Consider the following 14,844-nt stretch of genomic DNA (forward strand, 5'->3'; position numbering starts at 1 on the left):
CTTTTTTCGTTGTGCCCGGTTCAGGCCTTGGTCTCGAGGTCCGGCCGGGTACCGGCGGCGGCGGATTCGCCGATCTCCGCCTGGCCGGCCAGATTGTGATCGACCGGATCCTTGCCCAGCGTGTCGAGGTGCATGCCCTTCTTGAGCCACGGCGACAGGACCACGACCAGCACGCCGATACCGACGCCGACCCAGCCGATGGTACCGAACACGCTGTCATAGGTGGCAAGCTGCGCTGCCGGATCGACCACCACGCCGCCGACCGTGTCGCCGGAGGTCGCCTGGGCGATGATGCCAGCCAGCGTATGCGCAAGCGCCGAGGACAGGAACCAGATGCCCATCATCAGGCCGACGACGCGCGGGACCGAGAGACGGGTGATCATCGACAGTCCGACTGGTGACAGACAGATTTCCCCCATGGTGTGCAGCAGATAGGCGAGGAACAGCCAGATCAGCGGCACGCGATAGTCTTCACCGGCGAAATAGGTGATGCCGATGGTCAGCACGAGGAAGCCGAGGCCCGCCTGCATGATGCCTAGGCCGAACTTGACCGGGGTCGAAGGCTCGAGCCCACGGCGGCCCAACCACACCCACACGCCCGCGAAGACCGGGGCCAGCAGCACGATCAGGCCGGGGTTGAAGAATTGGGTCTGTGCGGCGTTCATCTTGAAGTCGCCGGCGATGGTCAGATCGGTATTACGATCGGCGTAGAGCGTGAGCGAACTGCCCGCCTGTTCGAACAGGGTCCAGAACAGCACCGAGAAGACGATCAGCACGATCGCCACGATCATCCGCGAACGCTCGGCGCCGCGCAGCTTGACCCACGACCAGACCAGCATGCCTGCGAAGATCAGCGGTGCGCCATAGGCGAGCAGCGTCGTCACGATCTCATCGCGCTGCACCAGGAACCAGGCCGGGAGCAGCAGGATGAAGCCGAGGACGTAGATCAGCCATTCGAGGTTGAGCGGGCCTGCGATCGACTTCTTGAGTGCGGCAGGAGCGGGCGGCTCGGCCCTGCCCTCGAGATATTTCTGGCCCCACAGGAAGGTGACGAGGCCGAGCAACATGCCGAAGCCGGCAAGGCCGAAGCCGTACGACCACCCGTATTTGATGCCGAGATAGCCACAGGCCAGCGTGGAGAGCACCGAGCCGAGGTTGATGCCCATGTAGAAGATGGTGAAGCCGCCGTCGCGGCGGGGATCGCCCTTCTCGTAGAGCGCGCCGACGATGGTCGAAATGTTCGCCTTGAGGAAGCCGACGCCAACGATGATCAGCGCGAGGCTGAAGAACAGGATCTGGACGTAGATCTGTTCCTGCTCGACGCGGGTGGTGTAATCGGCTGTCGGGATCTGCGTCGGCAGGCCGACCGAGGCGCCCTGCGGGACATTGATCCCCTCCTTGGTGAACTCGATCTGGATCTCGCGCCCGTCGGGCAGGACGATCCTGGGCTTACGATCCACGCCGCGGCCTTCCGCCGAGACCTGATAGGTCTGGCCAGCCACGTCGATATATTGTTTGGATCCGCCGCCCTCGAACGCCATGCCGAAATGGCCCGCGACAAGCAGCAACGCACCGATCGTCACCGCCTTGCGCGATCCCAGATAGCGGTCGGCGACGAAGCCGCCGAGCACCGGGGCGAGATACACCAGCGAGGCATAGGCCGCGTACAGGCCCTGCGCATGTTTGTCGGAAAACAGGAAATGCTGCGTGAGATAGAGCACGAGCAGCGCGCGCATGCCGTAGTAGGAAAACCGTTCCCACATCTCTGCGAAGAACAGCACGGCAAGGCCGCGCGGATGTCCAAAAAAGGCGCGGTCTTCAGACCCTCCGCCTGTTGCTGCTGTGGCCAACGTCACACTCCCTGAAGTTCTTTTTTGCCGCCCCCGCGGCTGGATGGTGGGGAGCCTAGCGTCGAAACCCCATATATTGAAGCATGATTGTTACAACGGTAACCGCGGACCGGAAGTGGGCTTTTGTTGCGAATCATTCGCAAAATACCTTTGCGCAACGCGGCGAAGCCGCTAACGGGACGGGCATGACCTTCAACGACCGCTCTACGCCACTTTCGCTGCTCGCCACCCGCCGTTCCGGCAAGGCGCGTGACATGATCGCCCCAGGTCCGGATTCGAACGAGTTGCGCCGCATTCTTGAGATCGCCGCGCGGACCCCGGATCATGGCAAGCTCGCGCCCTGGCGGTTCGTGGTGGTGCCGCGGGAGGCGCGCGATGCGCTGGCGGCGGGGATCGTCGAGGCCTATCGCGCGGAGAAACCCGAGGCCGGGCGGCTGGAGATTGAGGCGATGGACCAGTTCGCGCGTCAGGCGCCGACCCTGGTGGTCGTGCTCGCTTCGCCGAAGGTCGAGAGCCATATCCCGCTCTGGGAGCAGGAATTGTCGGTTGGCGCCGCGACGATGAACCTCGAGCATGCCGCACATGCCATGGGCTATGCAGCGTGCTGGCTCACCGGCTGGGCCGCGTTCAATGACCGGGTGCGCGACCTGTTCGGCGCGGCCCCGGAGCGAATCGCCGGGTTCATTTTCATCGGTACGCCGGGCAAGCCGCTGGAGGAGCGGCCCCGGCCAGACATGGCGCGTGTCGTATCGATCTGGAACGGCCCGGCAACGAGCGGCACCTGAAGCGGTATCCAGTGAAACCTTCTTAGGAGTGGAACTTCTAGCTCCTCTGCTGTATTAAGGCAGCATGACAGCGCTAGAGCATGAAGACAGCCCGGTATATCTGAAGCTGCGTGCCAGCATCGCGACCGCGATTCTGCGTGGCGAATTCCGGGCGGGGGACCAGTTGCCGTCGGTGCGCGCGCTTGCCGCCGAGCATGGCGCCAACCCGCTGACCGTGGCCAAGGCCTATCAGAGCTTTCAGGACGACGGCTATGTCGAGGTCCGCCGCGGCGTCGGCATGTTCGTGCTGCCCGGCGCGGTCGAACGGCTGAAGGTCGCCGAGCGTGACCGTTTCCTCAACGGCTATTGGCCCAAGGTGCGCGAGCATATCGCGCTGCTCGGTCTCAACGCGCACGAGCTGCTCGACCGCGAAATCGCCTGAGTTTCCAGCCCACCATCGTCATCCCGGCCTTGTGCCGGGATCCACGGTGCCTCGCGATATGCCTTCGAGCCGCTTGCCTGTTGCTTGCCTCCCGGCGGACCCCGGCACAAGGCCGGGGTGACGGTCAGGTTCAGGCTGCGAACGTCTCCGCATTGATCGAGTAAAGCACGTCGGCGTTGGCCAGCGCTGCCGCCTTGAGGCCAATCGCTTCCGGCACGATCTGCTGGAGATAGAACAGCGCCGCCGTTCGCTTCATCTGGAGAAATGGCGTGTCGGGTCCGGCGTCCGGCCCGGACGCGATCACTTCCTGCTTCTCCATCAGCCAGCCGCACACCGCGACCGACAGCATCGTCAGGAACGGGTAGCTTGATGCCAGCCGATCATCGACGTCGGCTTGAAGCAGATGCCGGCCGACGTTTTCGCATGCGTCCGCCAGCTCCAGCACACCCGGATCGCGCGACTCCGATCGGATATCCGCGAGCAGGCGAGCGAGTTCGGCGCCGCCATCTCCGGTCAGCTTGCGGCCAACCAGATCGGCGGCCTGGATGCCGTTGGTGCCCTCATAGATCGGGGTAATGCGCGCATCGCGGAAATGCTGGGCCGCGCCGGTCTCCTCGATATAGCCCATGCCGCCATGCACCTGGACACCCAGGCTGGCGACTTCATTGCCGATATCGGTGCCGTGCGCCTTGGCGAGCGGGGTGAGCAGCTCGAGCCGTGCCTTCGCCGCAACATCGCCGGCATTGGCGCGATCGACCTGGCTTGCGGCAAGATAGACCAAGGCGCGCGCAGCCATCGTCTGCGCCTTCATCCGCAGCAGCATACGGCGGACATCGGGGTGCTCGATGATCGCCACCGGGTCGCGCCCGTGGCCCGCACGCGCCGACTGGACGCGATCACGGGCATAGGCCACGGCGCGCTGGGTCGCGCGTTCGGCAATCTGCACGCCCTGCAGCCCGACGTTGAGCCGTGCATTGTTCATCATCGTGAACATCGCGCGCATCCCGGCCAGCTCCGGTCCGATCAGCTCGCCGACGCAATCGCCATTGTCGCCGAAGGACAGGACGCAGGTGGGGGAGGCGTGCAGCCCCATCTTGTGTTCGATCGAAACCACGCGGACATCGTTGAACTCGCCCGGATTCCCGTCCGCATCCAGCCGGTATTTGGGGACGAGGAACAACGAGATGCCCTTGGTTCCCGGCGGGGCGTCGGGCGTGCGGGCAAGGACGAGGTGGACGATATTATCGGCCATGTCGTGATCGCCGAAGCTGATGAAGATCTTGGTCCCGGTGATCGACCATTTGCCATCGGCGCGCGGGGTCGCGCGGCTCTTGAGCGCGCCGACGTCGCTCCCTGCCTGCGGCTCGGTCAGATTCATCGTCCCGGTCCATTCGCCGGTCGAAAGCTTGGGCAGCCACAAATCCTGCTGTTCGGGCGTGCCGTGATGGACGAGCGATTCGATCGCGCCGACGTTCAGTGTCGGGCACAGCGCGAATCCGGTGTTGGCGGTGCCCAGCGTCTCGAGCACGGCGGTCGCCAGCGTGAAGGGCAGGCCCTGGCCACCGAACGCCTCGGGCGATCCGATCGTGCCCCAGCCGCCCTCGACATAGGCCTTATAGGCCTCCGGATAGCCCGCGGGCATCTTCACGCCCTCCGGCGTCCATTTCGCGCCGACGGTATCGCCCGCGCGGTCCAGTGGCGCCCATTCGCCCGCGGCAAAGGCGCCCGCGCCTTCCAGAACGGCATCGACAAGGTCGGGGGTGGCGGCTTCGGAAAGCTCCGAAATGCCGGCGATATGCTCCAGGACGAAACGCTGTTCGGCGGTGGCGGGGGTGAAGCTCATCGGTCCTCTCTTGCCGTCATTTTGACCTCGCTATAGCCAGAGGAAATGAGCGCTCCAAATCCGCTGATCGAGACCCTGACCTTACCCTACGGCGAGGCTGCGGTCGCGCGTGCCGCCGGGGTGATCGATGGGGGGGGATGCGTCGCCGTGCCGACCGAGACGGTCTATGGCCTCGCGGCCGATGCCACGAATCGCGACGCGGTGGCGGGCATCTTTGCGGCCAAGGGGCGTCCTTCGTTCAACCCGCTGATCGTCCATGTCGCGAACCGGCACGCGGCGGAGCGGATCGCGCAGTTTGACCGCGATGCGCGCGCGCTCGCCGACGCCTTCTGGCCCGGTCCCCTGACCCTGGTGCTACCGCTGCGCGCCGACGCGGGGATCGCCGGCCTCGTCACCGCCGGCCTCGACACCGTCGCGATCCGCGTGCCGCAGCATCGCGCGATGCAGGCGCTGCTCGCAGCTTGTGGCAAGCCGCTCGCTGCGCCCTCGGCCAATGCCAGCGGCACGATCAGCCCCACCCGCGCCAGCCATGTCACCGCGAGTCTGGCTGGCCGTATCCCGCTGATCCTCGATGACGGGCCGACCAGCGGTGGCATCGAATCGACCATCGTCGCGCTGGGCGGTACGCCGCGCCTGCTGCGCCCCGGCCCGATTCCGGCGGAAGCGATCGAGCGTGAGATCGGCCGCTGGCTTTCCGGAGGAAGCGAGGCGATCGAGGCACCGGGCCAGCTTGCCAGCCACTATGCCCCCGCCAAGCCGGTCCGCCTCGACGCGACCGAGCGGTGCGCCGACGAGTGGCTGATCGGCTTCGGTCCGGTCACAGGCAACGACACCCTGTCCGCGTCAGGCGACCTGATCGAGGCGGCGGCGAACCTGTTCGATGCGCTGCATCGCGCCGACGATTCGGACTGCACCGCGATCGCTGTTGCGCCGATCCCGGATGAGGGGATCGGCATCGCGATTAACGACCGCCTGCAGCGTGCGGCGCATCGCTAGGCCTTTACAAGCGCGTAACCGCGCATAGTCTCCCCCTCGCCGCGTAGGGGCGTGTTCGAACACGAGAGTGGGAGAGGCATGATGACCAATGTGCAACGGGGCCTAGCCGAGCTGATCGGCACATTCTGGCTGGTCTTTGGGGGCTGCGGAAGTGCGGTGCTGGCGGCGGCGTTCCCGGAAGTGGGGATCGGGCTGTTGGGCGTCAGCCTGGCGTTCGGCCTGACGGTACTGACGATGGCCTATACGATCGGCCATATTTCGGGCTGCCATCTCAATCCGGCTGTGACCTTTGGCCTGTGGGCGGGTGGGCGTTTCGCGGCGAAGGATATCCCGCTCTATGTGATCGCACAGGTGATCGGCGCGGTGATCGCGGCCTGGCTGCTCTACACGATCGCGAACGGTGCGCCGGGCGGATATGATCTGGCGGGTGGACTGGCGGCGAACGGGTTCGCCGAGCATTCTCCCGGCAAGTTCAACATGCACGCGGCGCTGATGATCGAGGTCGTGCTGACCTTCATGTTCATCTTCATCATCATGGGGGCGACCGATGGCCGCGCACCGGCGGGCTTCGCACCGATCGCGATCGGCCTCGCGCTGACGCTGATCCACCTCATCTCGATCCCGGTCACCAACACCTCCGTCAATCCGGCGCGCAGCACCGGACCGGCGTTGATTGTCGGCGGCTGGGCAATCCAGCAGCTATGGCTGTTCTGGGTCGCACCGATTGTCGGCGGCGTGCTGGGCGGAATCGCCTACAAGACGCTCGCCGGCAAGGCGGACTAAAGCACGGGGTGGGGGAGGCGGCTCAGCCCGCCGCCCCCTCCTTGATCCGGTTGGCGAAGCTCTTGCGCAGCTTGTTGAGCTTGGGTGGGATCACCGCCAGGCAGTACGGGTTGCGCTGGCCTTCGCCTTCCCAATAATCCTGGTGATAGCCCTCGGCCGGCCACCAGGTATCGTTCGCCTCGATCGTGGTGACGATCGGCGCGGGCCACTCGCTGGCGTTGCGCGCGATGCCCGCCTTCGCCGCTTCCTCCTGCTCGGGCGACTGGGGAAAGATCGCCGAGCGATATTGCGTGCCGATGTCGTTTCCTTGACGGTTGAGCTGGGTCGGATCGTGCGTCGCGAAGAAGATGTCGAGCAGGTCGCCGTAACTGATCTGCGCCGGGTCGAACACGACCTTCAGTGCCTCGGCATGGCCCGTATCGCCGCCGCACACCGCCTTGTAGGTCGGTTCGGGGACATGGCCGCCGATATAGCCGCTTTCGACCGACTCGACGCCGATCAGGTCCTTGAACACGGCTTCCACGCACCAGAAGCAGCCGCCCGCCAGAATTGCGGTTTCGGTGGTCATTCGCTTCAACTCCTTGCTACGCCATGCAAGATAGGGTTGAGCGATGCGCGCAACTAGGGGTGAATGGAATGCGTGACGGCGCGGTGATGGTGACGGGTGGAGCGGGCTATATCGGCAGCCATGCGGTGCTGGCCCTGCTCGATGCGGGCTGGCGCGTGGTGGTGCTCGACAATCTCGTCACCGGCTTCGACTGGGCGGTCGATCCGCGGGCGAAGCTGGTCGTCGCCAATGTCGCCGATGACGATACGGTCCGCGCCGCGATCCGTGAGCATGGGGTTACGGCGATCATGCACTTCGCCGGATCGGTGGTGGTGCCGGAATCGGTCACCGATCCGCTCAAATATTACCGCAACAACACCGCCGCATCGCGCAGCCTGATCGAGAGCGCGGTGAGCGAGGGTGTGAATCATTTCATCTTCTCCTCCACCGCCGCGACCTACGGGATCCCCGAAGTCGTGCCGGTGCGCGAGGATTCGCCACAGCTGCCGATCAATCCCTACGGCATGTCGAAGCTGATGACCGAGCACATGCTGCGCGATGTCGCTGCGGCACACCCGCTCAACTTCGCCGCGCTACGCTACTTCAACGTCGCCGGCGCCGATCCCCAGGGCCGCTCGGGCCAGAGCACGGCGGGCGCGACGCACCTGATCAAGGTCGCGGTCGAGGCGGCGACGGGCAAGCGCGACGGCGTGTCGGTGTTCGGCACCGATTTCGCGACGCGCGACGGCACCGGGGTACGCGACTATATCCATGTCAGCGACCTTGCCGCCGCGCATGTCGATGCGCTCGACCTGCTGGTCGCGCAGCCGACACAGAGCCATTTCCTCAACGCTGGTTATGGTCGCGGCTATTCGGTGCTCGAAGTGCTCGACGCGGTCGACCGGGTGACGAACGTCAAGATCGAGCGCCACCTCGAAGGTCGGCGTGCCGGCGACCCGGACGAGTTGATCTCGGACAATCGCGCTATTCTCGACGCGCTTCCATGGCGCCCGAAGCATGACGATCTCGACCGCATCGTCACTGACGCGCTCGCCTGGGAGCGCAAACTGGCAGAGCGCACATGATCGAACTGTTCCTCTCCGCCTTCGCGACCCTGTTCGTGGTCATCGACCCGCCCGGCTGTGCGCCGATCTATGCGGGCCTGACCAAGGGCGCGACACTGGCGCAGCAGCGCAGCATGGCGATCCGCGCGGTGGTGATCGCCAGCGCGATCCTGCTGGTGTTCGCGTTGGTCGGAGAGGCGCTGCTCAAGACGCTCGGTATCAGCCTGAATGCCTTCCGTATCGCCGGCGGGATCATGCTGTTCATCATCGCGCTGGAGATGGTGTTCGAGAAGCGGCAGGAACGCCGCGAGGATCGCGCCAACAAGATCATGGACACGCCCGAGGTCGAGGATGTCTCGGTCTTCCCGATGGGCATGCCGATGATCGCCGGACCCGGCTCTATCGCCACCGTCATGCTGCTCGTCTCGCGCAGCGACGGGGCGGGGGAGACCGCGGTGGTGTTCGCCGCGCTTGGGCTGGTGCTGGTGCTCACCCTGATCGCGCTGCTCGCCGCCGGGCCGTTGATGCGGCTGCTCGGCGCCAAGATCGAATCGGTCATCACCCGCTTGCTGGGCGTGTTGCTCTCGGCGCTGGCGATCCAGTTCGTGATCGATGGGATCAAGCGCAGCTTCGGGCTGTAGCTCTCAAGCTCCTCCCCTGAAGGGGAGGAGCCAAACCTCATTTCTCGTAGCGGATCTTCCACAGCCGGTACGGTGCCTTGGCCGGCAACCGCACCGGGATCAGCCAGTCCGGCACCTTGCCCTTGGCAAGCTGGCCATAGAAGCCGTTGGGGTTGCGGCTGCGGTAGATCGTTGTCTCGGCCATGTTGGGGCAGACCAGCAGATATTGCGCGCCATAGCGCCGAGCGATCGGCCGGAACGCGTCGGGGCTGTTAGTGAAGGCATGATGGACGTCGAGGATCGCCCGTTCATTGCGATGGTATGGCCCGGCGATGCCGTTGTGATGCGTCATCACGATCAGCCGCGGCCCCAGGTCGACATGGGTGAACAGCGTCGATGGCGGCAACGACCGGTCGAGCAACGACATGCCCGAGGCGCCGGCACACCGCGCATTGGCCTGGTTGACGACGCCGCGCGCCTTCACGGGTTTGTCGACCTTCACATATTTGACGACGAACCCGGTGAAGAGGCCGGAGAGCAACAGGAATGCCGCGACCGCGCCCAGCACGCGCACCGCCACATATTTCTGGTTGAGGAACCACGGCACCACCAGCCACACCAGTGCCGTCGCGCCCGGAATGGCGAGCAGCTGCGCCGCCGGGCCCGCGCGGATCTGCCACAGCAACATCGCGCCGGCGAAGGCGGTGAACAGTCCGATCGCGATCCAGCTGGTCAGCTGCACTGCCGAGGCGCGGGCGCGCCATGCCGCCACCGCAGCGCCGATCACACCGATCACCGGTAACACCGCGATGGGGAAGGCCATGGCAAAGCTGTGGCGATAGATCGGTCGTGCCTCGCGCACATTGCTCAGCCAGATCTCGTACAGCTCGTCCGACACACCCTCGGGCCGCGACAGGCATTGCGGGAACAGGCCGGCGAATCCGCCGACGATGATCGCGCCAGCCACAGCGGCCATGCCCAGCCGCGCCAGGCGGTTGGCGGGGTTGAGCAGGCTGATCGCGAACAGCAGCACGCCCGCCGCGATCGTCACCGACAGCCACACGGGCGTCAGTGCATCGCATCGCATCGCGTGGTTGGCGTTGGACGCGAACAGCGCGAAACCCAAGGCGCTGCCGCCCGCCAGGCTCAGCGCATAGCCCTGCATCCGCCGGACCTCGCCGCCGTCCCATACCCAGCGCAGCGCCACGATCGCGCCCGCGATGGCGCAATAGGGCAGCAGCTCAAGCCCGATGGTCAGCGATGCGGCGCTTGAGAGACCGACGACCACGCCGCCGCGCATGCGCTTGGGGTCGGTGAGGCCCACCAGCGTCAGCGCCAGGAAGGCGAGCTGCCAGCCATGGTGATCGATGCGCAGCGGCATGAACATCAGCATCGTCGATCCGCAGCCGAGCAGGATGATCGCGGCGATCGGCCATGCGACTGGCGCGATCAGGCGGCGCACGGTGACTCCCAATGCCGCCATCGTCACCGCAAGGGGCAGCATCGGCGCGATGCCGCAGGCCAGCCGTTCGGCCATCGCCACGCCGACGAACGGCTTGAAGATCAGGATCAGCGCCGCGATCGGCAGGTCCACCAGCCGTGACCAGTGGATGTCGAGCCCACCGGGCGGGCTGAGGCGATACTGGCGCAGATCGTACCAGCCCTGCCCGTCGAGCAGCGCGCGCACCTGCATCAGCCGCATATTGTCGTCGGTGTCGCCCAGGCCCAGCGCGTTGATCAGCCCCCAGCGGTCCCACAGGAACCAGGCGGCGATCAGCGCCCAGGCGAGCAGCGTCCAGCGCAGCCAGTGCACCGACAATTCCCGCTCCAGATCGAAGCCTTGCAGTGCCTTGGTCAAAACCGCTTCCCCTACCGATTGATGGGCATTAGTGCGGCGCCCGGCTTCAGGGCAAGGCAGGCGTGACGGCGATTATCCACAGAATAGGCGAATTGCAGCGTAGCGGGGTGATCGGACAGATCGTTCGCTTCGGCATCGCGGGCGTGATTTCGACCGTGATCTACTCGGCTGTCTATCTGCCGCTGGCGTGGTGGGTGTTCCCGAATCTCGCCGTCGCCGCAGTGCCGTTTGCCTTCGCGGTCGCGGTAACCTGCGGTTTCTTCCTGCACAGCGCCTGGAGCTTCAAGGGGCATGGCACGCGCGAGAATAGCGGGCGCCAGCACCTCAAATTCCTCGTCGTTCAGGGTTTCGGCCTGCTGCTCAACGCGCTGTTCACCTGGCTGATCGCGGACCTGATGCACTATCCCGACTGGGTGCCGCTCATCCCGATCGTCACCATCACTCCCCTCGCGACTTTCGCATTCAACCGGCAATGGGTATTCGGCTGATATGGACCGTATCGTTTACGACCGCATGGCCGAGCATGATTCCACCCATTGGTGGTATGTGGCGCGCCGCGACATCCTCGCCGACTTCATCGCTCGTGAAGTGAACCCGCCCAAGGGCGCACGTATCCTCGAGATCGGCTGCGGCACCGGCCACAACCTGCCCATGCTCGGCGCCTTTGGCGAAGTCGATGCGATCGAGATCGACCCCGCGGCGCGTGAGATCGCGAGCAAGCGGCTGGGCAAGGACGTCGGCAGTTCGCCGCTTCCCGAGCTGACGGGCGTCGCCGACGGTCAGTATGACATGATCGCCGTGCTCGATGTGGTCGAGCATATCGAGGACGATGTCGCCGCATTGGAAGCGATGACGAAGCGCCTCAAGCCTGGCGGCACGATCCTGATCACGGTGCCCGCGCACCAGTGGATGTGGAGCGCGCATGACGTGGTGAACCACCATAAGCGTCGCTACTCCAAGGCGACGCTGGTCGCCGCGCTGGAGCGTGCGGGCCTCAAGTGGCGCAAGCTCGGCTATTTCAACTCGCTGCTGTTCCCCGCTGCGGTCGCCGCGCGGCTCGCGGGCAAGCTGACGGGTAAGGATGACAGCGACGATTCGCCGCCGCCCAAGCCGCTCAACGCGATTTTCGAGAAGATCTTCGGGCTTGAGCGCCATCTGGTCGGCCGCATGCCGCTGCCGCCCGGCCTGTCGCTGATCGTGCTCGCCCAGCCCAAGGGCTGAGCGCGCCGCGGCTTGAAATGTTGGAATTGATTTGCTCTGCCAGAGCGTGCCCGGACACCCGGCGCGCTCTTTGACAGTGTCAACCGCCCGGGCTTCATGACCAATGCTCGCATTCGGTCATAGAGGTTTGATAACAGCGGACTTTGGCAGTCGTCGGTCAGGTTGACACTCGCCGGGAAAACCATGCGATTCTGTCAACTTTGTCAATCTGAGCCGTGTCAGTTCGCTTCGGCGATCGCCACCAGCGCCGCGTCCATCGTCGGTGTCGCAGCGGTGCCCGACGGGACGTCATTGGCATAGGCGGCGAAGGTCAGCGTCTTGCCGCTCTTCGTCGTCATATAGCCCGCCAGCGCGTTGGTGGCGTTGATCGTGCCGGTCTTGGCGAAGATCTTGCCTTCAAGGATCGTGCCCTTGAAGCGGCGGCCAAGGGTGCCGTCGACACCGCCGATGGGGAGCGTCTCGCGCCACGCCGCGCTCCAGGGCTGGGCGCTGATCCAGCGAAGCAGCTTGACCATGCCGCGCGGTGCGATGCGGTTATAGGTGGACATGCCCGACCCGTCGGAGAAGTCCCACGACGTGCGCGGCACGCCCGCCGCCGTGAACATCTCTTCCACGCGCGCCAGACCGTCGGCGACCGAACCCGTGCCGCCGACCAGGCCGACGCGGCGCAACAGCAATTCGGTGTGAAGGTTCTGGCTGTCCTTGTTGATCGTGCGCAGGTCTTCGATCAGCGGCGGTGGGGTGACCGCGGCGAGCGGCGCGGGGGGCGTTGCGCGCGGCGGCATCGGTGCGAGGCGCTGGCGGGGGTCGTCGGTGAGGCTTGGCGTGCGGTAACGCGACTGCAACTCGCCGGTCACCCGGACACCACGCTCCCGCAGCAGTGCGGCGAGGCGCCAGGCGGCATAGTGCGCGGGATCGTCGATCCCCATGCGGATCTTCTGCGGCTTGGCGTCGGCGGCGATCGTGCCGATCAGGCGGATCGTACGGCTGAAGGGTAGCCGGTCGACGTCGAGGTCGGTTTTCCCGCCCGCCGCGACGGTGACCGCACGGTTGTCGATCGTGAGATAGCCAAGATGCGCGACGCCCGGTGCCGCTCCGGCCTTGCCGGGGGTTGCGGTCGCGATCAGCTCATTGTCGTCGAGCGTGAGCGCGGTCAGCGCGGTGCCATAGGGGCTGGGGATGTTGTTCCAGCTCATCCCGGCGCTCCAGCGCTCGTCGGGGAACAGGGTCGCGTCGCCAATGATGTTGCCGACGCGTTTCGTCTTCGCCGCGATCGCATCGGCAAGCTGCGACAGGCAGTTGGTGGCGCAGTCCGCAGCGCTCGAAAGCCGCGCGTCCCCGTGCCCGGTCAGCACCACGTCTCGGCCCTCGATCCGCACGCTGGCGCCGCCGGCGATGTCGGGTCGGTCGAAGCCGGTGAGGGTCGATAGAGCCGCTGCCGTTGTCACGATCTTGGTGTTCGATGCGGGGATGAAGCGCTGGTCGGGGTTGACCGCGACGATCTCGCGTCCCTGCGCATCGGTTACGACAAGGCCGTAACGCGTGCCCGGCGCGGCCTTGGCCAGCTCCGCCTCGACACGGCTCTGGAGCGGCGTTGCCTGCTGCGCGGCGAGCGGACTCGCGGTGGCGAGCGCGAAGAGAGCTAGGGCGCGCTTCAAAGCAGTGTCGGCGGTTCGTCGGTCTTGCGGGGTGCCGCTTTGGCGGGCGCAGGGCGAGTTTCAGGGGGGGCGACCCGCGCTGGTGCATGCGGCGACACCGTCACCTCGCCCGAATCGGCAAAGCGATAACCGAGCGAGGCATGGCCCTTCACCGGCCCGGCGACGTCCGCGACCAGATAGAGCGGGCGCCGCTTCGATTCGACGTAGAGCCGACCCAGATACTCGCCGATCATACCCAGCACGAACATCTGCACCGCGCCAAGGAAGACGACGACGAGCATGGTCGAGGTCCAGCCCTGAACCGCATTCCCCATCAGCCAGCCGATGACGATATAGAGGAACAGCAGCGCCGACAGGCCAGTGAGTGCAAGGCCCGCGTGACTCGCGAAGCGCAGCGGCGCGGTCGAGAAGCCTGTGACCGCGTCGAGTGCGAAGCGGATCATCTTGGCCAGCGGATATTTGGTCTCGCCCGCGTGCCGCTCATGCCGATCATAGACGAACGGGACCTGGCGGAAGCCGACCCAGGCGACCATGCCGCGGATGAAGCGGGCCTGTTCGGGCAGCGACAGGAACGCATCGAGCGCGCGGCGCGACATCAAGCGGAAATCGCCGGTGTCGAGCGGGATCGGCGTGTCTGTGATCCGGTCGAGCATCCGGTAGAAGAACGCAGCCGTCACCTTCTTGAAAAAGGTTTCGCCCTCGCGCTTGCGACGTACGGCATAGACGACGTCCGCGCCCTGCTCGCGCATGGTCGCCCGCATTTCGGTCAGCAGTTCGGGCGGATCCTGCAGGTCTGCGTCGATGATCAGGATCTCGTCGCCCGCGCACAGGTCGAGACCGGCGGTCAGCGCCAGCTGATGCCCGTGGTTGCGGGAGAGGTTGACCGCGACGAGGCGCGGGTCGGCGGCCGACAGTCGTTGCATGACGGCCCAGCTGCCATCGCGCGAGCCGTCATTGACCAGCACAATCTCATAATCATCGCCGACCGCGGCGCGCGCGGCGGCGGAGACCCGGCCGTGCAGCAGCTCGAGACAGCCTTCTTCATTGTAACACGGCACGACGACCGAGAGCTTGGGACGTTGCATGCCGAGCGACTTAGCGTGCTGCCGACGAAACGTCATGCGGGTTTTACATCCAGATGCTCGACCCTGCCCAATTGACAGTGGTTCGCAATAAGCTTAGCTGCGAAATAATAATG

General features: G+C 65.6%; 14 protein-coding genes. 8 read left to right on the forward strand and 6 right to left on the reverse strand.

Going from position 1 to position 14,844, the window contains the following annotated elements; all coding sequences use genetic code 11:
- Nucleotides 1-20: 20 nt before the first annotated feature.
- The gene (locus tag AC07M1_RS17445) at nt 21-1,850 is read right to left on the reverse strand and encodes a peptide MFS transporter (protein ID WP_495163907.1); all 1,830 of its coding nucleotides are present in this window, start codon (nt 1,848-1,850) and stop codon (nt 21-23) included.
- Nucleotides 1,851-2,035: 185 nt separating this feature from the next.
- Here AC07M1_RS17445 and AC07M1_RS17450 point away from each other — a divergent pair, with 185 nt between their 5' ends.
- Nucleotides 2,036-2,635, forward strand: a complete 600-nt coding sequence (locus tag AC07M1_RS17450) for a nitroreductase family protein (protein ID WP_495163908.1) — start codon at nt 2,036-2,038, stop codon at nt 2,633-2,635.
- A 64-nt stretch (nt 2,636-2,699) separates the two neighbouring features.
- Nucleotides 2,700-3,056, forward strand: coding sequence for a GntR family transcriptional regulator (locus AC07M1_RS17455; protein ID WP_495163909.1), 357 nt, complete (start codon nt 2,700-2,702; stop codon nt 3,054-3,056).
- Between the two features lie 130 nt (nt 3,057-3,186).
- On the opposite strand, the gene AC07M1_RS17460 is transcribed toward AC07M1_RS17455, so the two are convergent.
- Entirely contained in the window at nt 3,187-4,899 is a 1,713-nt protein-coding gene (locus tag AC07M1_RS17460) for an acyl-CoA dehydrogenase family protein (protein ID WP_495163910.1), read from the reverse strand.
- Nucleotides 4,900-4,944: 45 nt separating this feature from the next.
- Between AC07M1_RS17460 and AC07M1_RS17465 the strand changes: the two genes are divergently transcribed.
- Together AC07M1_RS17465 and aqpZ are read left to right on the forward strand one after the other, a co-directional pair.
- Nucleotides 4,945-5,895, forward strand: a complete 951-nt coding sequence (locus AC07M1_RS17465) for an L-threonylcarbamoyladenylate synthase (RefSeq protein ID WP_495163911.1) — start codon at nt 4,945-4,947, stop codon at nt 5,893-5,895.
- An 81-nt stretch (nt 5,896-5,976) separates the two neighbouring features.
- Nucleotides 5,977-6,678: an aquaporin Z gene (gene aqpZ / locus AC07M1_RS17470; RefSeq protein ID WP_495163912.1), complete on the forward strand. Its 702-nt coding sequence runs from the start codon at nt 5,977-5,979 to the stop codon at nt 6,676-6,678.
- 22 nt (nt 6,679-6,700) lie between these two features.
- Here aqpZ and msrA read toward each other — a convergent pair whose 3' ends face one another.
- Nucleotides 6,701-7,246, reverse strand: a complete 546-nt coding sequence (gene msrA / locus AC07M1_RS17475; RefSeq protein ID WP_495163913.1) for a peptide-methionine (S)-S-oxide reductase MsrA — start codon at nt 7,244-7,246, stop codon at nt 6,701-6,703.
- A gap of 68 nt (nt 7,247-7,314) precedes the next feature.
- Between msrA and galE the strand changes: the two genes are divergently transcribed.
- Both galE and AC07M1_RS17485 read left to right on the forward strand, forming a co-directional pair.
- Nucleotides 7,315-8,310 (forward strand): UDP-glucose 4-epimerase GalE, encoded by a 996-nt coding sequence (gene galE, locus AC07M1_RS17480; protein ID WP_495163914.1) that lies wholly within the window; start codon nt 7,315-7,317, stop codon nt 8,308-8,310.
- On the forward strand, nt 8,307-8,930 hold the full coding sequence (locus AC07M1_RS17485; RefSeq protein ID WP_495163915.1) for a MarC family protein: 624 nt from the start codon (nt 8,307-8,309) through the stop codon (nt 8,928-8,930). The genes galE and AC07M1_RS17485 overlap by 4 nt, the downstream gene beginning before the upstream one ends.
- A gap of 37 nt (nt 8,931-8,967) precedes the next feature.
- Here the strand turns inward: AC07M1_RS17485 and AC07M1_RS17490 are convergent, their stop codons facing one another.
- Nucleotides 8,968-10,767: an AcrB/AcrD/AcrF family protein gene (locus AC07M1_RS17490; protein WP_495163916.1), complete on the reverse strand. Its 1,800-nt coding sequence runs from the start codon at nt 10,765-10,767 to the stop codon at nt 8,968-8,970.
- Nucleotides 10,768-10,874: 107 nt separating this feature from the next.
- On the opposite strand from AC07M1_RS17490, the gene AC07M1_RS17495 reads away from it, so the two are divergent.
- Nucleotides 10,875-11,255, forward strand: a complete 381-nt coding sequence (locus AC07M1_RS17495) for a GtrA family protein (protein ID WP_495163917.1) — start codon at nt 10,875-10,877, stop codon at nt 11,253-11,255.
- Between the two features lies 1 nt (nt 11,256).
- Nucleotides 11,257-11,988 (forward strand): class I SAM-dependent methyltransferase, encoded by a 732-nt coding sequence (locus tag AC07M1_RS17500; RefSeq protein WP_495163918.1) that lies wholly within the window; start codon nt 11,257-11,259, stop codon nt 11,986-11,988.
- A 218-nt stretch (nt 11,989-12,206) separates the two neighbouring features.
- Here the strand turns inward: AC07M1_RS17500 and dacB are convergent, their stop codons facing one another.
- Entirely contained in the window at nt 12,207-13,646 is a 1,440-nt protein-coding gene (gene dacB / locus AC07M1_RS17505) for a D-alanyl-D-alanine carboxypeptidase/D-alanyl-D-alanine endopeptidase (RefSeq protein WP_495163919.1), read from the reverse strand.
- Nucleotides 13,643-14,731: a glycosyltransferase family 2 protein gene (locus tag AC07M1_RS17510; protein ID WP_495163920.1), complete on the reverse strand. Its 1,089-nt coding sequence runs from the start codon at nt 14,729-14,731 to the stop codon at nt 13,643-13,645. The genes dacB and AC07M1_RS17510 overlap by 4 nt, the downstream gene beginning before the upstream one ends.
- Nucleotides 14,732-14,844: the final 113 nt, after the last annotated feature.

Source organism: Sphingomonas sp. GW821-FHT10C01 (assembly GCF_059415525.1).